Origin of the sequence: Enterobacter sichuanensis, assembly GCF_002939185.1 — a bacterium.
GTDB lineage: Bacteria > Pseudomonadota > Gammaproteobacteria > Enterobacterales > Enterobacteriaceae > Enterobacter > Enterobacter sichuanensis.
Window position 1 is genome coordinate 34,663 of the sequence record NZ_POVL01000007.1, and the last position, 22,755, is coordinate 57,417.

The 22,755-nt window shown below is 55.7% G+C and carries 22 protein-coding genes and 1 tRNA gene; 15 read left to right on the plus strand and 8 right to left on the minus strand.

Annotated features, from left to right (window positions below):
- The first annotated feature begins 4 nt into the window (after positions 1-4).
- The 5 genes from ubiI to C5687_RS05195 all read left to right on the plus strand — a co-directional run bounded on the left by ubiI (position 5) and on the right by C5687_RS05195 (position 6,925).
- Positions 5-1,207 carry an FAD-dependent 2-octaprenylphenol hydroxylase gene (gene ubiI / locus C5687_RS05175; RefSeq protein ID WP_104556528.1) on the plus strand — a complete coding sequence of 401 codons (1,203 nt, stop codon included), beginning with the start codon at positions 5-7 and terminating at the stop codon, positions 1,205-1,207.
- Between the two features lie 396 nt (positions 1,208-1,603).
- Positions 1,604-2,698 (plus strand): glycine cleavage system aminomethyltransferase GcvT, encoded by a 1,095-nt coding sequence (gcvT, locus tag C5687_RS05180; protein WP_025757745.1) that lies wholly within the window; start codon positions 1,604-1,606, stop codon positions 2,696-2,698.
- A 23-nt stretch (positions 2,699-2,721) separates the two neighbouring features.
- On the plus strand, positions 2,722-3,111 hold the full coding sequence (gene gcvH / locus C5687_RS05185) for a glycine cleavage system protein GcvH (protein ID WP_104556529.1): 390 nt from the start codon (positions 2,722-2,724) through the stop codon (positions 3,109-3,111).
- Positions 3,112-3,237: 126 nt separating this feature from the next.
- Positions 3,238-6,111 carry an aminomethyl-transferring glycine dehydrogenase gene (gene gcvP / locus C5687_RS05190; RefSeq protein ID WP_104556530.1) on the plus strand — a complete coding sequence of 958 codons (2,874 nt, stop codon included), beginning with the start codon at positions 3,238-3,240 and terminating at the stop codon, positions 6,109-6,111.
- Positions 6,112-6,181: 70 nt separating this feature from the next.
- Entirely contained in the window at positions 6,182-6,925 is a 744-nt protein-coding gene (locus C5687_RS05195) for an SDR family oxidoreductase (RefSeq protein ID WP_045285852.1), read from the plus strand.
- A gap of 68 nt (positions 6,926-6,993) precedes the next feature.
- Here C5687_RS05195 and bglA read toward each other — a convergent pair whose 3' ends face one another.
- Entirely contained in the window at positions 6,994-8,427 is a 1,434-nt protein-coding gene (gene bglA / locus C5687_RS05200) for a 6-phospho-beta-glucosidase BglA (RefSeq protein ID WP_045285851.1), read from the minus strand.
- Positions 8,428-8,543: 116 nt separating this feature from the next.
- Positions 8,544-9,275, minus strand: a complete 732-nt coding sequence (locus tag C5687_RS05205) for a MurR/RpiR family transcriptional regulator (protein ID WP_025757752.1) — start codon at positions 9,273-9,275, stop codon at positions 8,544-8,546.
- Between the two features lie 266 nt (positions 9,276-9,541).
- On the opposite strand from C5687_RS05205, the gene trhA reads away from it, so the two are divergent.
- Complete coding sequence (gene trhA, locus C5687_RS05210; RefSeq protein ID WP_025757753.1) at positions 9,542-10,201, plus strand: PAQR family membrane homeostasis protein TrhA; 660 nt, start codon at positions 9,542-9,544, stop codon at positions 10,199-10,201.
- A gap of 84 nt (positions 10,202-10,285) precedes the next feature.
- On the opposite strand, the gene ygfZ is transcribed toward trhA, so the two are convergent.
- Positions 10,286-11,266 (minus strand): tRNA-modifying protein YgfZ, encoded by a 981-nt coding sequence (gene ygfZ, locus C5687_RS05215; RefSeq protein ID WP_025757755.1) that lies wholly within the window; start codon positions 11,264-11,266, stop codon positions 10,286-10,288.
- 294 nt (positions 11,267-11,560) lie between these two features.
- On the opposite strand from ygfZ, the gene sdhE reads away from it, so the two are divergent.
- Positions 11,561-11,827, plus strand: a complete 267-nt coding sequence (gene sdhE / locus C5687_RS05220) for an FAD assembly factor SdhE (RefSeq protein WP_025757757.1) — start codon at positions 11,561-11,563, stop codon at positions 11,825-11,827.
- Positions 11,808-12,218: a protein YgfX gene (locus C5687_RS05225; protein ID WP_025757758.1), complete on the plus strand. Its 411-nt coding sequence runs from the start codon at positions 11,808-11,810 to the stop codon at positions 12,216-12,218. The genes sdhE and C5687_RS05225 overlap by 20 nt, the downstream gene beginning before the upstream one ends.
- 6 nt (positions 12,219-12,224) lie before the next feature.
- On the opposite strand, the gene fldB is transcribed toward C5687_RS05225, so the two are convergent.
- A complete protein-coding gene (gene fldB / locus C5687_RS05230) occupies positions 12,225-12,746 on the minus strand; it encodes a flavodoxin FldB (protein WP_025757760.1) in 522 nt (173 codons plus the stop codon).
- Between the two features lie 101 nt (positions 12,747-12,847).
- On the opposite strand from fldB, the gene xerD reads away from it, so the two are divergent.
- From xerD to lysS, 5 genes are all read left to right on the plus strand, one after another.
- Positions 12,848-13,744 (plus strand): site-specific tyrosine recombinase XerD, encoded by an 897-nt coding sequence (xerD, locus tag C5687_RS05235; RefSeq protein ID WP_028016949.1) that lies wholly within the window; start codon positions 12,848-12,850, stop codon positions 13,742-13,744.
- Between the two features lie 28 nt (positions 13,745-13,772).
- Entirely contained in the window at positions 13,773-14,486 is a 714-nt protein-coding gene (gene dsbC / locus C5687_RS05240; RefSeq protein WP_025757763.1) for a bifunctional protein-disulfide isomerase/oxidoreductase DsbC, read from the plus strand.
- A gap of 5 nt (positions 14,487-14,491) precedes the next feature.
- Entirely contained in the window at positions 14,492-16,225 is a 1,734-nt protein-coding gene (gene recJ, locus C5687_RS05245; RefSeq protein ID WP_104556531.1) for a single-stranded-DNA-specific exonuclease RecJ, read from the plus strand.
- Between the two features lie 90 nt (positions 16,226-16,315).
- Positions 16,316-17,414, plus strand: a protein-coding gene (gene prfB, locus C5687_RS05250; protein WP_095908218.1) for a peptide chain release factor 2 whose coding sequence is annotated in 2 segments (ribosomal slippage) — positions 16,316-16,390 and positions 16,392-17,414 — 1,098 coding nt in all. Because the reading frame shifts where the segments join, the coding sequence is not laid out codon by codon here.
- A 9-nt stretch (positions 17,415-17,423) separates the two neighbouring features.
- Positions 17,424-18,941, plus strand: coding sequence for a lysine--tRNA ligase (gene lysS / locus C5687_RS05255; RefSeq protein WP_104556532.1), 1,518 nt, complete (start codon positions 17,424-17,426; stop codon positions 18,939-18,941).
- A gap of 38 nt (positions 18,942-18,979) precedes the next feature.
- Here lysS and idi read toward each other — a convergent pair whose 3' ends face one another.
- Positions 18,980-19,522: an isopentenyl-diphosphate Delta-isomerase gene (gene idi, locus C5687_RS05260; RefSeq protein ID WP_025757767.1), complete on the minus strand. Its 543-nt coding sequence runs from the start codon at positions 19,520-19,522 to the stop codon at positions 18,980-18,982.
- Positions 19,523-19,686: 164 nt separating this feature from the next.
- Here idi and actS point away from each other — a divergent pair, with 164 nt between their 5' ends.
- On the plus strand, positions 19,687-20,430 hold the full coding sequence (gene actS, locus C5687_RS05265) for an amidase activator ActS (protein WP_373467669.1): 744 nt from the start codon (positions 19,687-19,689) through the stop codon (positions 20,428-20,430).
- Between the two features lie 80 nt (positions 20,431-20,510).
- A tRNA-Gly gene (locus C5687_RS05270) sits at positions 20,511-20,584 on the plus strand.
- A gap of 509 nt (positions 20,585-21,093) precedes the next feature.
- On the opposite strand, the gene C5687_RS25255 is transcribed toward C5687_RS05270, so the two are convergent.
- From C5687_RS25255 to C5687_RS05290, 3 genes are read right to left on the minus strand one after another with little or no spacing between them, the layout of a single operon-like run.
- Positions 21,094-21,357 (minus strand): hypothetical protein, encoded by a 264-nt coding sequence (locus C5687_RS25255; RefSeq protein ID WP_104556535.1) that lies wholly within the window; start codon positions 21,355-21,357, stop codon positions 21,094-21,096.
- A complete protein-coding gene (locus C5687_RS05285; protein WP_089600312.1) occupies positions 21,354-21,629 on the minus strand; it encodes a hypothetical protein in 276 nt (91 codons plus the stop codon). The genes C5687_RS25255 and C5687_RS05285 overlap by 4 nt, the downstream gene beginning before the upstream one ends.
- The gene (locus C5687_RS05290; RefSeq protein ID WP_104556536.1) at positions 21,613-22,749 is read right to left on the minus strand and encodes a PAAR domain-containing protein; all 1,137 of its coding nucleotides are present in this window, start codon (positions 22,747-22,749) and stop codon (positions 21,613-21,615) included. Before C5687_RS05290 ends, C5687_RS05285 begins: the two co-directional genes overlap by 17 nt.
- Between the last annotated feature and the right edge of the window lie 6 nt (positions 22,750-22,755).

Sequence of the window (22,755 nt, forward strand, 5' to 3'; positions counted from 1 at the left end):
CACCGTGCAAAATGTTGATGTCGCTATCGTTGGCGGCGGTATGGTTGGACTGGCGCTGGCCTGTGGTTTACAGGGCAGCGGCCTGCGCGTGGCGGTGCTGGAACAAAAGCAGCCCCAGCCGGTAGCCCAGGATGCGCCGCCGGAACTGCGCGTCTCGGCAATCAATGCGGCCAGCGAAAAGCTGCTGACGCACCTTGGCGTCTGGTCGGATATCGTGGCGCAGCGCGCCAGCTGCTATCACGGCATGGAGGTGTGGGACAAAGACAGCTTTGGTCATATTGCTTTTGATGATGAAAGCATGGGCTATAGCCACCTTGGCCACATTATTGAGAATGTCGTTATTCATCATGCGCTGTGGCAAAAAGCGCAGTCCTGTAGCGATGTCACCCTGATGGCACCCGCGCAAATCCAGCAGGTGGCGTGGGGGGAAAACGAGGCGTTTATCACCCTGCAAAGCGGCGACATGCTGACCGCGCGTCTGGTGGTGGGGGCTGACGGGGCGAACTCCTGGCTGCGTAATAAAGCCGATATCCCGCTGACCTTCTGGGATTACCGTCATCACGCGCTGGTCGCGACGATCCGCACCGAAGAGCCGCACGGCGGCGTGGCGCGGCAGATTTTCCACAACGACGGCATACTGGCGTTCCTGCCGCTTGCCGATCCGCACCTGTGCTCGATTGTCTGGTCGCTGGTGCCGGAGAAAGCCCGGCAGATGCATGAGGCGACGCCGGACGCCTTTAACCAGGCGCTGTGCGTGGCGTTTGATAACCGCCTTGGCCTGTGCACGCTTGAGAGCGAGCGGCAGGTGTTCCCGCTAACTGGCCGTTACGCGCGCCAGTTTGCGGCGCACCGTCTGGCGCTGGTGGGGGATGCAGCGCATACCATTCATCCGCTGGCCGGGCAGGGGGTTAACCTTGGCTTTATGGACGCGGCGGAGCTGGTAGAAGAGCTGCGTCGTTTGCATCGCGAAGGGAAAGATATCGGTCAGCATCTCTATCTGCGTCGCTACGAACGCAGCCGCAAGCACAGCGCGGCGGTGATGCTGGCGGGTATGCAGGGCTTCCGCGAACTGTTTGCCGGTGCCAATCCGGCGAAAAAACTGCTGCGCGACATTGGCCTCAAGCTTGCCGATACACTTCCGGGTGTTAAACCCCAACTCCTTCGTCAGGCGATGGGTCTGAACGACCTGCCGGACTGGCTACGCTAATTTAGACCCCCGTCACATTTTATTTTCCCGGCCTCTGCGCCGGGGAAATTTCCTCGTTTGAAATATTCTAATTTCACGCCATTTTTCGCATTAGATAATCTAATGCCGCGTTTTTCTGGTTACGGAAATTCAGCCCGTTTTTCCGCATGAAATATCACCATGTGCTAAATCCTGTTAGTGCGATGTTAATTTTGTGCGGGGTTAATCGCATTTTTCCAGTGAATAACTCTGTAGGCTTTTCAGCGTTTTTTGGTCATAAGCTAATGTGATGACCCGTTTTACCTTATGGTTAACCGCCGGTTTCGGTGGTAAGTTCAGGTAAAAGAGAACGTTTGCGTCGGGCCTGATAACGGGGCCGATACCGGGTTTCACGGTGAATTTTTCAACGAGGACAAGATGGCTCAACAGACTCCTTTGTACGAACAGCACGTGTTATGCGGTGCCCGCATGGTGGACTTCCACGGCTGGATGATGCCGCTGCACTACGGCTCGCAGATTGATGAGCACCACGCGGTGCGCACCGATGCCGGTATGTTCGACGTGTCCCACATGACGATTGTCGATCTGCACGGTAGCCGCACCCGGGAGTTTTTGCGTTATCTGCTGGCAAACGACGTCGCCAAACTAAAAACGCCGGGTAAAGCGCTCTATACCGGCATGCTGAATGCCTCTGGCGGCGTGATTGACGACCTTATCGTCTATTACTTCACCGAAGATTTCTTCCGCCTCGTTGTAAACTCCGCCACCCGCGAAAAAGACCTCTCCTGGATCACCCAACACGCCGAACCGTATGCCATCGACATCACCGTCCGTGACGATCTGTCACTGATTGCCGTGCAGGGGCCGAACGCGCAGGCGAAAGCCGCGTCTCTGTTCAACGATGAGCAGCGTAAAGCCACTGAAGGCATGAAGCCGTTCTTCGGCGTGCAGGCGGGCGATCTGTTTATCGCCACCACCGGCTACACCGGCGAAGCAGGCTACGAAATTGCGATGCCGAACGAGAAGGCCGCTGATTTCTGGCGTGCGCTGGTGGAAGCGGGCGTGAAGCCGGCTGGCCTTGGCGCGCGCGATACGCTGCGCCTGGAGGCAGGCATGAACCTCTACGGTCAGGAGATGGATGAAGGCGTCTCTCCGCTGGCCGCTAACATGGGCTGGACCATCGCATGGGAACCGGCTGACCGTGACTTTATTGGCCGTGAAGCGCTGGAGATGCAGCGCGAGAAGGGCACTGAACAGCTGGTTGGCCTGGTGATGAAGGAAAAAGGCGTACTGCGCGGCGAGCTGCCGGTGCGTTTTACCGATGCTGATGGCAATCCTCGCGAAGGCGTGATCACCAGCGGAACCTTCTCCCCGACGCTGGGCTACAGTATTGCACTGGCACGTGTGCCGGCAGGCATTGGCGAAACGGCGGTGGTGCAAATCCGCAACCGCGAAATGCCGGTCAACGTGACCAAACCGATTTTTGTTCGCGCCGGTAAGCCGGTCGCCTAACTATTTTTATCAGGAGAACTTCAATGAGCAATGTGCCAGCAGAACTGAAATACAGCAAAGAACACGAGTGGCTGCGCAAAGAGGCGGACGGCACTTACACCGTCGGGATCACCGAGCATGCGCAAGAGCTGCTGGGCGACATGGTGTTTGTTGACCTGCCTGACGTGGGCACGACCGTGAGCGCGGGCGACGACTGCGCCGTGGCGGAGTCCGTCAAAGCGGCATCCGATATCTACGCACCGGTAAGCGGTGAAATTGTCGCTGTCAACGACGCGCTGAACGACTCCCCGGAGCTGGTCAACAGTGAGCCTTATGGCGAAGGCTGGATCTTCAAGATCAAAGCCAGCGACGAATCGCAGGTTGCCGCGCTGCTGGATGCGACCGCGTACGAAGCCCTGTTAGAAGACGAGTAAGCCATTATCCCTCTCCCCTTTGGGGAGAGGGTAGGGTGAGGGGAACAGACGACACCCTCACCCCAGCCCTCTCCCTTAGGGAGAGGGAGAAAACACATTCACTGCACGTTTCAGGAACCATCGCTCATGACACAGACTTTAAGCCAGCTTGAAAACCGTGGCGCCTTCATTGAACGTCACATTGGGCCGGATGCTCAGCAACAGCAGGAGATGCTGAAGACGGTTGGCGCGGATTCATTAGACGCACTGATCGGCCAGATTGTGCCAAAAGACATCCAGCTTGCCACACCGCCGCAGGTGGGTGAAGCCACCACGGAGTTCGCCGCACTGGCGGAGCTGAAGGCTATCGCCGGCCTCAACAAGCGCTTTAAGTCTTACATTGGCATGGGCTACACCAACGTGCAGTTGCCGCCGGTCATCCTGCGCAACATGCTGGAAAACCCGGGCTGGTACACCGCCTATACCCCGTATCAGCCAGAAGTCTCTCAGGGTCGCCTGGAAGCGCTGCTGAACTTCCAGCAGGTGACGCTGGATCTGACCGGAATGGACATCGCTTCCGCGTCTTTGCTGGATGAAGCTACCGCGGCTGCCGAAGCCATGGCGATGGCGAAGCGCGTCAGCAAGCTGAAAAATGCTAACCGTTTCTTCGTGGCGGCGGACGTGCATCCGCAGACGCTGGACGTGGTGCGTACCCGAGCGGAAACTTTCGGCTTTGACGTGATTGTCGACGACGCTGATAAAGTGCTGGATCACCAGGACGTCTTCGGCGTGCTGCTGCAGCAGGTGGGAACCACCGGTGAAGTTCACGACTACGGCGCACTGATTGCCGAGCTGAAATCCCGTAAAGTGGTGGTCAGCGTTGCCGCCGATTTTATGGCGCTGGTGCTGCTGACGGCCCCGGGTAAACAGGGGGCGGATATTGTCTTCGGCTCTGCACAGCGCTTCGGCGTACCGATGGGCTACGGTGGCCCACATGCGGCGTTCTTCGGCGCGAAAGATGAATTCAAACGCTCCATGCCTGGCCGTATCATCGGCGTCTCAAAAGACGCTGCCGGTAACACCGCGCTGCGCATGGCGATGCAGACTCGCGAGCAGCATATCCGCCGCGAGAAAGCGAACTCCAACATTTGTACTTCGCAGGTGCTGCTGGCCAACATCGCCAGCCTGTACGCCGTGTTCCACGGCCCGGCTGGCCTGAAACGCATTGCCAGCCGCATTCACCGTCTGGCCGATATTCTGGCCTGCGGCCTGCAGCAGAAAGGCCTCAAACTGCGCCATGCCTACTACTTCGACACGCTGTGTGTGGACGTGGCGGATAAAGCGGCAGTGCTAGCTCGCGCGAATGCCGCAGAGATCAACCTGCGCAGCGACATCCACAATGCCGTCGGCATTACGCTGGATGAAAGCACCACCCGCGACGATATTCTCAACCTGTTCAACGTGCTGCTGGGTGACGCGCACGGTCTGGACATTGACGCGCTCGACAAAGAGGTTGCGCTCGACAGCCGCTCCATTCAGGACAGCATGCTGCGTAACGACGCGATCCTGACGCACCCGGTCTTTAACCGCTACCACAGCGAAACCGAGATGATGCGTTACATGCACTCTCTGGAACGCAAAGATCTGGCGCTGAATCAGGCGATGATCCCGCTGGGCTCCTGCACCATGAAGCTGAACGCCGCGGCAGAGATGATCCCAATCACCTGGCCTGAGTTTGCCGAGCTGCACCCGTTCTGCCCGCCAGAGCAGGCGGAAGGCTATCATATGATGATCAATCAGCTTTCCGACTGGCTGGTGAAGCTGACCGGTTACGACGCGCTCTGCATGCAGCCGAACTCTGGCGCGCAGGGTGAATACGCGGGCCTGCTGGCCATCCGTCATTACCATGAAAGCCGTAACGAAGGGCACCGCGATATCTGCCTGATCCCAAGCTCCGCGCATGGCACCAACCCGGCCTCCGCTCAGATGGCGGGCATGGAAGTGGTGGTCGTGGCGTGCGATAAGAACGGCAACATCGATTTGGCCGACCTGCGTGCGAAAGCCGAGCAGGCAGGCGACAAGCTCTCCTGCATCATGGTGACCTATCCGTCCACCCACGGCGTGTACGAAGAGACCATCCGTGAAGTGTGCGAAGTGGTGCATCAGTTCGGCGGTCAGGTATACCTCGACGGCGCGAACATGAATGCTCAGGTAGGCATTACTTCTCCGGGCTTTATCGGCGCGGACGTGTCGCACCTGAACCTGCACAAGACCTTCTGCATTCCGCACGGCGGTGGCGGTCCGGGCATGGGGCCAATCGGGGTGAAAGCGCACCTGGCGCCGTTTGTCCCAGGCCACAGCGTTGTGCAGATTGAAGGCATGCTGACCCGTCAGGGGGCGGTCTCTGCGGCACCGTTCGGCAGCGCTTCTATCCTGCCAATCAGCTGGATGTACATCCGCATGATGGGCGCGGAAGGGCTGAAAAAAGCAAGCCAGGTGGCGATCCTGAATGCCAACTACATCGCGACTCGCCTGAAGTCGGCCTTCCCGGTGCTCTATACCGGCCGTGACGGTCGCGTGGCGCACGAGTGCATCCTCGATATTCGTCCGCTGAAAGAGCAGACCGGCATCAGTGAGCTGGATATCGCCAAGCGCCTGATCGACTATGGCTTCCACGCGCCAACCATGTCGTTCCCTGTAGCGGGCACGCTGATGGTGGAGCCAACGGAGTCCGAAAGCAAAGCCGAGCTGGACCGCTTTATCGACGCGATGCTGGCCATCCGCATGGAGATCGATCGCGTGCAGGACGGCGAGTGGACGCTGGAAGATAACCCGCTGGTTAACGCCCCGCACACCCAGCACGAAATGGTGGCCGAGTGGAACCACGGCTATTCCCGCGAGCTGGCGGTCTTCCCGGCAGGTGTGGCAAACAAATACTGGCCGACCGTGAAGCGTCTGGATGATGTGTACGGCGACCGTAACCTGTTCTGCTCCTGCGTACCGATGAGCGAATACCAGTAATCGCGCGTGTGAAGTCATGTAAGCCGGGTAAGGCGAAGCCGCCACCCGGCTTTTTTATTGGGAGAAGAGAATGGGCATTGCACTTGTGACCGGCGCGAGCCGCGGCATCGGGAAAGCCACCGCGCTGCAGCTGGCACGTGAAGGCTATACCGTGGCGGTAAATTATCATCACAACATTAAGGCCGCGACGGATGTTATCAACCAGATTGTCAATGCCGGAGGCAAAGCCTTTGCCGTTCGCGCCGACATCAGCGATGAAGCTCAGGTGCTGGCGATGTTTGACAGCCTCGATCGTGATGGCGAGCCGCTTACCGCGCTGGTCAATAATGCGGGGATCCTGTTTGAACAATCGACTATCGAGAATTTGTCCGCAGAGCGCATTAACCGCGTACTGGCAACTAACGTCACGGGTTACTTCCTCTGCTGCCGGGAGGCGGTCAAGCGCATGTCTTTTAAACATGGCGGCAAGGGCGGGGCGATAGTGAATGTCTCGTCAGCGGCGTCCCGACTCGGTGCGCCAGGCGAATATGTGGATTATGCCGCGTCCAAGGGAGCGGTTGACTCTCTGACCACCGGCTTAGCGCTGGAGGTAGCGGCGCAGGGTATTCGCGTAAACTGTGTACGACCGGGGCTGATTTATACCGATATCCATGCCTCAGGCGGGGAACCGGGCCGCGTGGACCGGGTGAAATCGTTACTGCCGATGCAGCGCGGCGGGCAGCCGGAAGAGGTGGCCCAGGCGATTGTCTGGCTGCTGAGCGAGAAGGCGTCGTACGTGACGGGGAGTTTTATAGAGTTGGCGGGCGGGAAATAACCCCTCACCCTAACCCTCTCCCCAAAGGGGAGAGGGGATCAATCGTAGCGCCGCCCGGCGTTACGGAGTTAGAGTTTCTCGCCGTTGCTGGCAATCACGCCTTTATACCACTCGAAGCTTTTCTTACGGGAGCGCGACATGTCGCCCGTACCGTCGTCGTGTTTGTTCACATAGATAAAGCCGTAGCGCTTGCTGTACTGGCCGGTGGTGAACGACACGCAGTCGATACAGCCCCACGGCGTGTAGCCCATCAGATCCACGCCATCATGGGTCACGGCTTTGATCATCTCTTCCACGTGAGCGCGCAGGTAGTCGATGCGATAGTCGTCGTTGATGCTGCCGTCTTCTTCGACTTTATCGTAAGCGCCGAAGCCGTTTTCCACGATAAACAGCGGCTTCTGGTAACGCTCGTACAGTTCGCACAGCGAATAGCGCAGGCCCACCGGATCAATCTGCCAGCCCCAGTCGGAGGCCTTGACGTGCGGGTTTGGCACGCTGCCTTCAAAGCCCGAAATCGCATCTCCGGTGCCGCCTTCCGCTTTGACCGCGTTGGTCATGTAGTAGCTGAAGCCTAAGTAGTCGCAGGTACCTTCACGCAGGATCTGTTCGTCACCTGGCTCCATCCTGATGGAGAAGCCACGACGCTCCCACTCATTCAGCACGTAAGACGGGTAGTAACCGCGAAGCTGGACGTCGGTAAAGACATAGCGCTCGCGCATCGATTCCTGGGCGAACATCACGTCTTCCGGTTTGCAGGAGAAGGGATAGAGTGCCACCATGGCCAGCATGCAGCCGACTTTCATCTCCGGGTTGATACGGCGCGCGGCTTTTACCGCCAGGGCGCTGGCCACAAACTGGTGATGCAGTACCTGGTACATAGTCTCTTCCGGGTTGTCGTGATCGGTATAAACCACACCGGAGCAGCAATAGCCGAACAGCGGTGCACGCCAGTTACGCTGGTTATTGATTTCGTTGAAGGTCATCCAGTATTTGACCTTGTTTTTGTAGCGTTCAAAAACCACTTCCGCGAAGCGCACAAAGAAATCGACCACTTTACGGTTGGTCCAGCTGCCGTACTCCTGCACCAGGTGCAGCGGCATTTCGAAGTGGGAGAGGGTGATCACCGGTTCGATGTTGTATTTCAGCAGCTCATCGAACATGTCGTCGTAAAACTTCAGCCCTTCTTCGTTGGGCTGCGTTTCATCACCTTTCGGGAAGATACGCGTCCAGGCGATGGAGGTGCGGAAACATTTGAAGCCCATCTCGGCGAACAGCTTGATGTCTTCTTTATAGTGTCCGTGGAAGTCGATGGCCTCATGATTGGGGTAGTATTTACCCGGCACCACCTCCTGGGTGATCTCACGCGGCACACCGTGTGCGCCGCCGGTCAGAACATCACAAATGCTCGGCCCTTTACCGCCTTTATTCCAGCCGCCTTCCACCTGGTGAGCGGCAACGGCACCACCCCATAAAAAATCTTTTGGTAAGGTCAATTTTTTCATCGCTGCTATTCTCAATAAATGGCTTACTGGCATCGAGTCTAGCAAAGCGTAATTAAATGTCACGATATAACAATTTGCACTTAATGTGATTTGTTACATCAAAAAAACAGGATGTTTTATTCTGTCAGTTTCTTCGCCAGTTTACGGCCGAGAGATTCCAGAATATAGATGACAGGAATTTGCGTGGTAATATCGTAAACGCCCGCAATACGCGTCTGGGGGACATGCCAGGAGAGATTAAAGTCCGCCAGTTTTGCCAGACGCGAGTGCTCGTGGCTGGTAATGGAGAGCACCTTACAGTGGTGCAGGCTGAACTGGCTGGCGAAGCGCAGGATCTCTTCGGTCTCACCTGAGACGGAAAGGACAATGGCAAGTGCATTTTTCGCCATGTCATTGGTCACCGGGAAATACGGATCGTCGATATGGTTGCTGAATTTCCCAATATTTGAGAAGAAACGTGCGCCATATTTCGCCAGCGATCCTGATGTACCTGCACCGACAAATATAATTCGCTCTGAAGATAAAATAATATCGACTGCATCATCCAGTAACGCATCGAACTCTTCGTTATTCACGCTCTTAAAAAAGCTGATAATTTCGCTGGCACCGAAATTCGCCTGTTGGGGCTCATTTTGCTCTAAATAGAGCTTAAAGCGCACGCGAAACTCCGAATAACCTTCGCAGTTGAGTTTGCGGCAAAAGCGCAGGATCGTGGTGGTGGAGACCCCCGCCGCATCCGCCAGTTCGCGGATGGTCATGTACATCACTTTGTCACGGTTTTTAATGACATAGTTATAGACCATCATCTCAAGGTTATTGAGACTGGCAATGACGGAGTGGGTGAACATACTCACAATGGCATAACTCTCATTCAGACCTTATCTCCCCATCATAACATGCAGCCAGACGGCAGGATCCATTTTTATGCCTTTGATTCATAATGATTAAATTTTTATGTGAACAAATGTTAGGTGAAAAATTTATTTATGCCTATGATTTTTTAGGTATAAATTCTGAAATGAAATTATTTTAGCTAACAGGTGTTCACTGGAATCATTCTCAGTTAGCATAGTGATGCGATGAATAATCATCTTTTGTTTTCCCGGAGTTTTGTATGGTGAGTAGACCATTAATCGCACAGGGATATTCGCTGGCTGAGGAGATAGCCAACAGCATCAGCCACGGCATTGGCCTGGTGTTTGGGATAGTCGGTTTAGTGTTATTGCTGGTACAGGCGGTGGATACCAACGCCAGCGCGATGGCCATTACCAGCTACAGCCTGTATGGCGGGAGCATGATCCTGCTGTTCCTGGCCTCGACGCTGTATCACGCGATCCCGCATCAGCGGGCCAAGATGTGGCTCAAGAAATTTGACCACTGCGCTATCTATCTTCTTATTGCAGGTACCTATACGCCGTTTCTGCTGGTGGGGCTCAACTCACCGCTGTCGCGCGGCCTGATGATTGTTATCTGGAGCCTGGCGCTGCTGGGGATCCTGTTTAAGCTGACCATCGCGCACCGCTTCAAGGTGCTGTCGCTGGTGACTTATCTGACGATGGGCTGGCTGTCGCTGATTGTGGTGTATCAGTTGGCCGTCAAACTGGCGGTAGGAGGCGTGACCCTGCTGGCCTTAGGTGGCGTGGTGTACTCGCTCGGTGTGATTTTCTACGTCTGCAAGCGTATCCCCTACAACCATGCCATCTGGCACGGCTTTGTGCTGGGGGGCAGCGTGTGCCATTTTCTGGCGATTTATTTGTATGTGGGGCAGGTGTAGTTTTTTGTCGGGTGGCGGCTTCGCCTTACCCGACCTACGGGATCTGTAGGCCCGGTAAGCGCAGCGCCACCGGGCGATACAGCATCACTCTTCCAGAGAATACGGCAGCGGCTCAATGCTCAGCGTATTCGCGTCGTCACGCACGCGGAACACGCTGTCGGCTTCCATGTCGTTATTCATCACCGCCTGTACCAGAAGACGTCCGTCATCCAGCTGTACGGCGGCTAACACGGTGCCGGTACGGCGCCAGTTATCACCCATCTTCAGCTCGAGATCTTCACCGGCTTCCGGTACGCGGCTGGCGTGACCTGCCAGCGTCCACAGCGCACGTTTGTTTGCCCCGCGGAATTTAGCCCGCGCGACCATCTCCTGGCCGGTGTAACAGCCTTTTTTAAAGCTGATGCCGCCCAGCGCCTGCAGGTTGGTGGCCTGAGGAATAAACTGCGCGCTGTTGGCCGCGTCAATGACCGGCAGGCCCGCTTCGATATTCAGCGCCAGCCACTGCTGGCTGTTATTGAGCTGCGCTTCGCCGCGTAGCGCCTCGGTCACGCGCTCGGCCGTTGCGGCATCCGTGACTAACAGGAAACGCTCCGCCGGGTGTTCAAACCACAGAATGGACGTCGCGCCTTCGCTGACCACCTGCTTTTCTGCATCCGGCAGTTCACTGAACAGGTTTTTCAGCGCCGCACGTGCCTGGAAGCCGGCCACGCCCAGCAGGACATGTTCGTCATCCGGGGCGATAGTGACTTTGGAAAAGACGGCGTACTTTTTCAGCTCTTTGAGCTGTGCGTCACGCAGGCTGCGACGCTCAATAAAGGCAAAGCCGTCCTGACGGCGGAACAGACGCAGGTTGCTCCACATCTTGCCTTTTGGGTCGCAGTGCGCGGCCAGCAGGTGCTGGTGTTCGGTCATCTGACTGACGTCGGCTGTCACCTGGCCCTGCAGGTATTTTTCGGCGTCGGCACCGGTGAGGGTTGCCAGCGCCCAGTCATCAAGAGAAATAAGCGTCAGCGGCAGACGCGCAGAGGCGGCGGGCTGGCGAGGAGAAAATGGTGTAAATGCCATAACGATATCCTGAATTGCTTAACGCTTTGATAATGCCTAATGGTAAAAGAGCCTGCAGGCAATGCAAGCGCTTTCAACAGGCCATTTGTGCCTTAAACCGCTTAGGCGTAGCGCCACGCAAAATAGTGTAATCCGCTGTCTTCGTAGGGTTTATTCTGGAAGCTGACTCGTTGATCGCAATATTCCAGTAAAGAAACGGTCAAAAACACGTTACACTAACGAGTGTCCCCGTAGAGAAATAAAGAACACTGAACGGGGCGCCGACTGTGCCAAACGTAATGCAGGAAACTGAACATGGATATTAACAACAAGGCCCGTATCCACTGGGCGTGTCGTCGCGGCATGCGTGAGCTTGATATTTCCATCATGCCTTTCTTTGAATATGAGTATGACAGCTTAAGCGATGAGGATAAGCATCTGTTTGTTCGCCTGCTTGAGTCTGACGATCCGGATTTATTCAACTGGCTGATGAACCACGGCAAACCCGCCGACACCGAGTTGCAACGGATGGTGCAATTAATTCAAACACGGAATCGGGAACGTGGTCCTGTGGCAATCTGATCTTCGCGTCTCATGGCGCTCGCAGTGGATGTCGTTATTGCTCCACGGCCTGGTTGCGGCCATTGTGCTGCTGATGCCATGGCCGCTGAGCTACACGCCGCTGTGGCTGCTGCTACTGTCGTTTGTTGTATTTGACAGCGTACGCAGCCAGCGTCGCATCAATGCCCGTCAGGGAGAGATCAAATTACTGATGGATTCCCGCCTGCGCTGGCAGGGAACAGAGTGGGATATCCTCGGTATGCCCTGGATGCTCAATACCGGCATGATGTTACGGTTACGCAAGGTAGAAGGCGGACGTTGCCAGCATCTGTGGCTGGCCGCTGACAGTATGGATGCGGCCGAGTGGCGAGACCTGCGCCGTATGCTGTTGCAACAGACGACGCAGGGGTAATGCGCGTTAGCTAAACTTTTCCGCCATTTCGCCAAGAATCTGCTCGCACCAGGTTTGTAGGCGTTCATCGCTGAGATCGTACTGGTTGGTTTCATCCAGCGCGAGCCCAACAAACAGCTCGCCGTCGGCAATAATCGGTTTTTTACTGGTGAACTCGTAACCTTCGGTTGGCCAGTAGCCGATGAACGACACCCCTTTCGGCGCCAGCTTATCATGCAGCATGCCCAGGGCATCCAGGAACCACTCCCCGTAACCCAACTGATCGCCCATGCCGTACATGGCAACGATTTTGCCGTCGAGATTGACTGAATCGAGCTGATCCCAGATGGCTTCCCAGTCCTCCTGTATTTCACCGAAATCCCAGGTTGGGATGCCGAGGATCAGCACATCGTACTGCTCCATCAGCGCGACCGCGTCATCTTTCAGGTTATGCAACGTCACCAGTTCCGGGCCAATGATGTCGCGAATTTTTTCTGCCGCCATTTCGGTGTAGCAGGTGCTGGAACCATAGAACAGACCAATATTCATCGCGTAACTATCTCAATTCTTGCGTTGACTTTGCGCGTAGTGTACCAGAAACCGGTCACAATCAGGCATAATGGCCTGACTGCAGAATCAAAGGGGCTGACGTGGAAAAGGATCTCGCACTGATCGAACAGTTTCTCGATGCACTGTGGCTGGAGAAAAATCTGGCCGAGAATACCCTCAGTGCCTACCGTCGCGATCTCACCATGCTGGTGGAGTGGCTGGCGCACCGGGGGTTATCCCTTGCGAGCGCGCAAAGTGACGACCTGCAGGCGCTGCTCGGGGAACGTATCGCGGGGGGCTACAAAGCCACCAGTTCCGCACGTTTGCTCAGCGCTATGCGTCGGCTGTTCCAGCACCTTTACCGGGAGAAGATCCGCGAAGACGATCCCAGTGCGCTGCTGGCATCGCCGAAACTCCCGCAGCGGCTGCCGAAAGATCTCAGCGAAGCACAAGTTGAGAGATTATTACAGTCACCGGCAGTTGACCTGCCGCTGGAGTTACGCGATAAAGCCATGCTTGAGCTATTGTATGCTACCGGCTTGCGCGTTTCGGAACTGGTCGGCCTGACGATGAGCGATATCAGCCTGCGTCAGGGCGTGGTGCGCGTGATAGGTAAAGGTAACAAGGAACGGCTGGTACCGCTGGGTGAAGAGGCGGTGTACTGGCTGGAAACGTACCTGGAGCACGGCCGTCCGTGGTTGCTCAACGGTGCGTCTATCGACGTCCTGTTCCCGAGCCAGCGCGCCCAGCAGATGACGCGGCAAACGTTCTGGCATCGCATCAAGCATTACGCCACACTGGCGGGTATCGACAGTGAAAAGCTGTCGCCGCACGTATTGCGTCACGCCTTTGCGACGCATCTGCTGAACCATGGCGCCGATCTGCGCGTGGTGCAGATGCTGCTGGGACACAGCGATCTTTCCACGACGCAAATTTACACCCATGTCGCGACGGAACGCCTGCGGCAGCTACACCAACAGCACCACCCTCGAGCGTGAGTGCCGACGAATTGTAACAGGATCAACTATGAAAAAGTCTTTCGCGCTGTTCACCCTGCTGGCAGCCTCATTTACCGGTTTCGCCCATGCGGATGACGCCGCCATTAAACAGTCGCTGGCGAAGCTTGGCGTCACCAGTAGCGATATTCAGCCAGCCCCGGTTGCCGGCCTGAAAACGGTGCTGACCAACAGCGGCGTGCTGTACGTCACCGAAGACGGCAAACATATGATTCAGGGCCCGCTGTACGATGTGAGCGGCGCGCAGCCGGTCAACGTCACCAACCAGCTGCTGATGAAAAACCTGAACGCGCTCGAAAAAGAGATGATCGTCTATAAAGCGGCGCAGGAAAAACACGTTATTACCGTCTTCACCGACATCACCTGCGGCTACTGCCACAAGCTGCATGAAGAGATGAAAGACTACAACGCGCTGGGCATTACCGTGCGTTACCTGGCTTTCCCGCGTGCAGGCGTGCAGAGCCAGCCGGAGAAGGACATGAAGGCTATCTGGTGTGCGAAAGACCGCAACAAAGCGTTTGATGATGCGATGAGCGGGAAAGAGATTAAGCCAGCGTCCTGCGACATCGACATTGCTAACCACTACGCGCTGGGCGTGCAGTTTGGCGTGAATGGTACGCCTGCGATTGTGCTGAGCAACGGTTACGTTGTTCCGGGCTATCAGGGACCGAAAGAGATGAAAGAATTCCTCGATGCCCACCAGAAACAGTTTGGTGGTAAATAATCCGCGTGAAAGCCCCCATAAAATTGCGCCGCCGCGAGGCGGTTGAACCGGTTGATTTGCCAGACGAGCTCTCACCGCTGCTGAAGCGCCTCTATGCCAGCCGCGGCGTGCGCCGTGCTGAGGATCTTGAACGCAGCGTGAAAGGGATGCTGCCCTGGCAGCAGCTGAACGGTATCGAAAAAGCGACCGAGATGCTCTACGACGCGCTGCGCGAAGGCACGCGCATTGTGGTGGTAGGGGATTTCGATGCCGACGGCGCAACCAGCACCGCGCTGAGCGTACTCAGCCTGCGCGCGTTGGGCTGCGATAACGTTACCTATCTGGTGCCGAACCGTTTTGAAGACGGCTATGGCCTTAGCCCGGAAGTGGTCGATCAGGCCCACGCCCGCGGTGCGCAGATGATCATGACCGTGGATAACGGCATCTCCTCTCATGCGGGGGTCGATCATGCCCATCAGCTGGGGATCCCGGTGCTGGTCACCGATCACCACCTGCCGGGCGAAACGCTGCCTGCGGCGGAAGCGATCGTTAACCCAAACCTGCGCGATTGTGAATTTCCCTCTAAATCTCTCGCGGGCGTAGGCGTGGCGTTTTATCTGATGCTGGCGCTGCGCACGCTGCTGCGTGATAAAGGCTGGTTTGAATCCCGCGGGATTGCCGTACCGAACCTGGCTGAATACCTCGACCTGGTGGCGCTGGGTACCGTCGCGGACGTGGTCCCGCTCGATACCAATAACCGTATCCTGACCTGGCAGGGCTTAAGCCGTATCCGGGCAGGCAAGTGCCGTCCTGGGATCAAGGCGCTGCTGGAGATTGCCAATCGCGACCCGCTCAAGCTGGCGGCCAGCGATCTCGGCTTTGCCCTCGGGCCGCGCCTGAACGCTGCCGGACGACTGGACGATATGTCCGTCGGGGTCGCGCTGCTGTTGTGTGACAACATCGGTGAAGCGCGCGTGCTGGCCAACGAGCTGGACGCCCTGAACCAGACCCGTAAAGAGATTGAGCAGGGGATGCAGGCCGAAGCGCTGACCCTGTGTGAAAAGCTGGAGCGCAGCGGCGATACGTTGCCGGGCGGCCTGGCGATGTACCATCCCGAGTGGCATCAGGGCGTGGTCGGCATTCTGGCGTCACGCATTAAAGAGCGTTTCCACCGGCCGGTGATTGCCTTTGCCCCTGCGGGCGACGGCACGCTGAAAGGCTCCGGCCGCTCGATTCAGGGTCTGCACATGCGCGACGCGCTGGAGCGGCTCGATACGCTCTACCCGGGTCTGATGATCAAGTTCGGCGGCCATGCGATGGCGGCGGGGCTGTCCCTTGAAGAGGCGAAGTTCGACGAGTTTCAGCGTCTGTTTGGTGAGCTGGTCACCGACTGGATTGACCCGGCCCTGTTGCAGGGAGAAGTGGTGTCCGATGGCGAGCTCTCACCGCTGGAGATGACGATGGAGGTGGCGCAAATGCTCCGCGATGCGGGTCCCTGGGGGCAGATGTTCCCGGAACCGTTGTTCGACGGCCGTTTCCGTCTGCTGCAGCAGCGTATCGTCGGCGAGCGTCATCTGAAAGTGATGGTTGAGCCGGTCGGCGGCGGGCCGCTGCTGGACGGCATTGCCTTCAACGTGGACACGTCGATATGGCCGGATAACGGCGTGCGCGAGGTTGAACTGGCGTACAAACTGGATATCAACGAGTTTCGCGGTAACCGCTCCCTTCAGATCATCATCGACAATATCTGGCCAATTTAGCGGCAGTAATCTCTATAAAAAAGGGCGTGGATTCGGTACAATCCCGCTCTTATCACCGCATTTTGACTAGTCCATAAAAGAAAACAGACCATGTTTGAAATTAATCCGGTAAAAAACCGTATTCAGGATCTCACGGAGCGCTCTGACGTTCTTAGGGGGTATCTTTGACTACGATGCCAAGAAAGAGCGTCTTGAAGAAGTAAACGCCGAGCTGGAACAGCCGGACGTCTGGAACGAACCTGAACGCGCACAGGCGCTGGGTAAAGAGCGTTCCTCTCTCGAAGCTATCGTAGATACGCTGGATCAAATGGCTCAGGGGCTGGAAGATGTTTCCGGTTTGCTGGAGCTGGCTGTAGAAGCCGACGACGAAGAAACCTTTAACGAAGCCGTGGCAGAACTCGACGTGCTGGAAGAGAAGCTGGCGCAGCTTGAATTCCGTCGTATGTTCTCCGGCGAATACGACAGCGCTGACTGCTATCTCGATATTCAGGCAGGTTCTGGCGGTACCGAGGCGCAGGACTGGGCCAGCATGCTGATGCGTATGTATCTGCGCTGGGCTGAAGCGCGCGGTTTCAAAACCGAAATTATCGAAGAGTCTGAAGGTGAAGTGGCTGGTATTAAGTCCGTCACCATCAAGATCATTGGCGACTACGCCTACGGCTGGCTGCGTACCGAAACCGGCGTACACCGTCTGGTGCGTAAGAGCCCGTTCGACTCCGGTGGCCGTCGTCATACCTCCTTCAGTTCCGCGTTTGTTTACCCGGAAGTGGATGAAGACATCGATATCGAAATCAACCCGGCGGACCTGCGTATCGACGTTTACCGCGCGTCCGGCGCGGGCGGACAGCACGTTAACCGTACGGAATCTGCGGTACGTATTACCCACATTCCAACCGGGCTGGTCACGCAATGCCAGAACGACCGTTCCCAGCATAAGAACAAAGACCAGGCCATGAAGCAGATGAAAGCGAAGCTTTATGAGCTGGAGATGCAGAAGAAAAATGCTGAGAAACAGGCGATGGAAGATAACAAGTCTGACATCGGCTGGGGCAGCCAGATCCGTTCTTACGTCCTTGATGACTCCCGCATCAAAGACCTGCGTACCGGGGTTGAAACCCGCAACACGCAGGCGGTGCTGGACGGCAGCCTGGACCAATTTATCGAAGCAAGTTTGAAAGCAGGGTTATGAGGAACCAACATGTCTGAACAACAAGCACAGGGCACTGACGCGGTAGTCGATCTTAACAACGAACTGAAAACCCGCCGCGAGAAGCTGGCAGCGCTGCGTGAGCAGGGCGTGCCGTTCCCGAACGATTTTCGTCGTGACCACACCTCAGACCAACTGCACGCTGACTTCGACGCGAAAGAGAACGAAGAGCTGGAAGCGCTGAACGTTGAAGTGGCCGTTGCAGGCCGCATGATGACCCGCCGTATCATGGGTAAAGCCTCCTTCGTGACTCTGCAGGACGTTGGCGGCCGCATTCAGCTGTACGTGTCCCGTGACGATCTGCCGGAAGGTATCTACAACGAGCAGTTCAAGAAGTGGGACCTGGGCGATATCCTGGGCGCGAAAGGTAAACTGTTCAAAACCAAGACCGGTGAACTGTCTATCCACTGCACCGAGCTGCGTCTGCTGACCAAAGCCCTGCGCCCGCTGCCGGACAAATTCCACGGCCTGCAGGATCAGGAAGCGCGCTATCGTCAGCGCTACCTGGATCTCATCTCTAACGATGAATCCCGCAAGACCTTCAAAATTCGCTCCCAGATCATGGCCGGTATTCGCCAGTTCATGGTTAACCGCGACTTTATGGAAGTGGAAACCCCGATGATGCAGGTGATCCCAGGCGGCGCGTCTGCGCGTCCGTTCATCACCCATCACAACGCCCTGGACCTGGACATGTACCTGCGTATCGCGCCGGAACTGTACCTGAAGCGTCTGGTGGTCGGTGGTTTTGACCGCGTGTTCGAGATCAACCGTAACTTCCGTAACGAAGGTATCTCCGTTCGTCATAACCCAGAGTTCACCATGATGGAACTCTATATGGCGTATGCAGATTATAAAGACCTGATCGAGCTCACCGAATCCCTGTTCCGTACGCTGGCGCAGGATATTCTGGGCACCACCCAGGTCCCTTACGGTGAAGAAGTCTTCGACTTCGGCAAGCCGTTCGAAAAACTAACCATGCGCGAAGCGATCAAGAAATACCGTCCGGAAACCAACATGGCGGATCTGGATAACTTCGATTCTGCAAAAGCGATCGCCGAGAGCATCGGTATCAAGGTTGAGAAGAGCTGGGGTCTGGGTCGTATCGTGACTGAGATCTTCGAAGAAGTGGCCGAAGCGCACCTGATTCAGCCGACCTTCATCACCGAGTATCCGGCTGAAGTTTCTCCGTTGGCGCGTCGTAATGACCAGAACCCGGAGATCACTGACCGCTTTGAATTCTTCATCGGCGGCCGTGAAATCGGCAACGGCTTTAGCGAGCTGAACGATGCGGAAGACCAGGCTCAGCGTTTCCAGGACCAGGTTGATGCGAAAGCGGCAGGCGACGACGAAGCGATGTTCTTCGACGAAGACTACGTGACCGCGCTGGAGCACGGTCTGCCACCAACGGCGGGTCTGGGGATTGGTATCGACCGCATGGTGATGCTGTTTACCAACAGCCACACCATCCGTGACGTGATCCTGTTCCCGGCGATGCGCCCGGTGAAATAAGTCGAACCGACGTAAAAAAAGCCCCGAAAGGGGCTTTTTTATTGCGCGGCGAACGCTCTGAGGGCGTCTCGCGCGGCCGTCGCTTCCAGCACCATCCACGGGCTAAAGCTCCAGGGCGCGGCATCGAGGGCGTGGAATAACGACTCCAGCGTAACCCACTCGAACGCCATCACTTCATCGTGGTTAATCCGCAGTTCGCTGGTGATGCGTGCTGCGAATACCGGGCAAATCTCGTTTTCAACGATCCCGGAAGGATCGGTTTCACGGTAACGAAACTCGGACGCCACGGGGGTAATATCGGTAATTTCAGCGCCGATCTCATAGCGGCAGCGTCGGATAATGGCCTCTTGCGTCTCTTCACCCGATTGCGGATGCCCGCAGACGGAGTTCGTCCAGACGCCCGGCCAGGCTTTTTTGCTTAACGCACGCCGGGTTACCAGACATTCACCGTTGTCGTTAAACAACCAGGAGGAGAACGCCAGATGCAGAGGGGTTTGGGTCGTGTGCGCGGCGTACTTTTCCTGAGTGCCAATCACCTTTCCCTGGTCGTTTACCAAAATAACGTGTTCTTGAATACTCATTCCTGCTCCAGTGCCAACGATGCGGATGGTTCTGCACCATCAGCAGAGCAGCATTATACGGCATTCTTATACGAACGGTTTGTCTCCAGGAGCGGAAAAGGGCTGACCCTTCACACTTCTGGCTGGTATTATAGGGCGCCATTCACGCTGACCGAGGATCTGTTTTGTTTGCAGGAAGCCTGATGAGAAAACCCATCACCGCCATTTTTTGTCTGACGCTGACGCTATTACTGGCAGGCTGTTCAGGAAGCAAATCATCGGATATGGGCAGCTATACCGGTTCGGTCTATACCGTTAAGCGCGGGGATACGCTGTATCGCATTTCGCGTGCGACCGGGACCAGCGTGAAGGATCTGGCACTGCTCAATAATCTCTCTCCGCCTTACACTATCGAGGTGGGGCAGAAGCTGAAGGTTTCTGGCGGTTCGTCCGCAGGCAAAAAATCCTCCTCGAAGGGCAAAACCGCGAAAGTGACGCCGTCTTACGCGGTGCCGCAGTCTTCCTGGCCGCCGGTCGGTCAACGCTGCTGGATCTGGCCGGCCAGCGGTAAAGTGGTGCTGCCGTACTCCCTTGCTGAAGGCGGTAACAAAGGTATTGATATCGCTGCTGCACGCGGTACGCCGGTTTATGCCTCCGGTGCCGGAAAGGTGGTTTACGTCGGTAACCAGCTGCGCGGCTACGGTAACCTGATCATGATTAAGCATGGCGAAGACTACATCACGGCTTATGCGCACAACGACACGATGCTGGTCAACAACGGACAGAACGTGAAGGCAGGGCAGAAGATCGCCACCATGGGCAGCACAGGCACGGACACGGTGAAGCTGCATTTCCAGATCCGCTATAAGGCGACGGCCATCGATCCGCAGCGTTATCTTCCTGCGCCCGGCGGCAAACCGAAGTGCTAAGTGATTATTTTATCGCCGGTTAGTGGTGAAGAGGCTTGTATGAAGAAGCGTAAGGTCTATAATGCCTTACGCACCTCAAAGCGGGCGTAGTTCAATGGTAGAACGAGAGCTTCCCAAGCTCTATACGAGGGTTCGATTCCCTTCGCCCGCTCCAGATCTCTCTCCTTGTGGAGAAGCCTTAAAAGCCTTCTCTATCAGCAACTTAAATAGTTACCTATTTTAGTCGCCTATGGGTTCTACCATTGTGATCAGCCCTTGGTAACTGTCACGCTAAGTTACATGGTGAGATGACAGTATAACTCAGCGTTGGCGGCAGTTGCATCCTCACACCGCGATAGTAAAACGTGAAGAAAAAGCCCATCCAGGCATAGTTATGTCATCGAAAGATTGATCATACGCATTTCAAGCCCGATGTGCGGCTCTCAGAGCTACGTAAACAGGTTTATGGTGATAACGTACCTACAAACGACATGTAGGCTCTATGAGCGTTTCAGCCACGCTCCCGCAAGGGTACACGGTTATCCTGATAAGGTGTGATCCCTCTGACAGTCTGATGAAGTCGCTACGCTCCGCTTGTTGTTGTATCACCAACGGGGCTTTATGGCTTCTATTATCTAAAATTAGGGAAAAGGGGAAAGGCTGGATCTCTCCAGCCTTTGGCGGTCATCTCACTTTCTTGAAGATAAGCAGGATCAGAGGGACGCAGACAGCGAAACCAATGATAGAGGCTAAAGCCGAATCAGAGTGATTTTGCGATAGATCCTTAACAAACCAGGTGCATTGAGAAGGCGTAAGCTCCCCACTCTGGCTCATTGTCTCTGAAAAGTTAAGCGCGAAGACCAGATCGAAATACAGCACGATAACGTAATAGGCTATGCAGATCAGCGCGATAATCCCCCACCTGATCCAGAACTTCTTATTCATCATCTCACCTTTTTAAAGATCAGTAGGATGAGAGGCACGCAGATCGCAAAGCCAAAAAGGGCGACAGTAAAAACGCCATCAGTGGCTTGCATGATCGAGTCTATAGAAGCTTGGTACTCTTTTAATGGGATTGGGCCAGAAAACCGCATACTTTCACTCTCGCTGAATGCGGAAAAAGAGAAGGTAGATAGCACCAGTGCGATAAAGTAGCATAGCGATACAATGACAATCCCACCCCATCGGAAAATGGTTTTAATTCTATTCGTCATCGCCATAAGATCCCCCTAATACGCCACCTACAGTGCCGCCGGAATACGGAGACAATGAATCGCCAGTGGCTGCACCTTCCGCTGCAACATGCTGAGCTACACCACCGCGAGTTTCCTGGAATGGTTGTAAGTTGCCTGAATTAGGGTATTGCTCTTTGAATACTCCGGTCATCTCAACGACAAGCATTGAGGACATGTCTCCACCCTTTGCGATGAGAAATCTTTGCAGCGATACCGGAACGGTGAAATCTTCCTCAGCTTCAAAAGGTAGTTGGGTCGTCGTAGATGTGTAACCGTGCTCAAATACCGTAGAGCCAGCAAACTTAATCCCCGCAACTGAATGTGTGGTGCAGTTGCTGCCAGTAACGTCATACTCATCAATGGTATGGCCTCTCCTCCTTGTTGTCTCTGGCATTTTTGATGTTTGTATAGCTGGCTTACTGTTGTTCCATAGGTCTTCGAAGAACGCTCTTGTCTTCATCGGGTCAGCATCGTCTATGCGGAAAACACGAGCACCCATCTCATAGAGTTCAGAACGATAGTAAACCCTTGCATCTTCATCTTGCAGGAAGTTAAGAACACCATCTCCCGTAAAGCCTCCACGATTGGTTCTGCCATAGCGACCATACGTGTAGAGATAGACATTGTTATTCTCGTGCACCGAAACGAAAGCGTGACCTGTGTTTTTGGTTTCAGTCCAGAGGTAAACGCCGTTCAATGGCTGGTTATCTTCTGGTTTGCAGGTATCAGCAAAGGTGTTTTGCTTCTTCGCTGCCTGTGCATGTTGCACTGGCTCTACAGGCGCTGTCGCCCAAGAAGGGGTATTCACCTCAACGGTGCCAGGCGCGATAAGAAAATTAGTACCCTGTGGACAACCGCAGTGGATTTCTGCACCGTCCACGGCGACTGCAGCGCTATTTGAGCAGCGAGGATCACCGCTCACTATCACCCCCACTTTCCCGCATTTCGGGCAAGGGGTTGTCTTATCGCCGATATAGAGTTTCCACTTGCCCATGACAGACATACCGGGGCGGGCGGCAATACATTGTGCGCCTGTAGATGTTTTATCTCCATGTAGACCAACGTTCTTACCGTGAACTGTGCAGCCTCTGTTAACCGATGCCATAGTGAC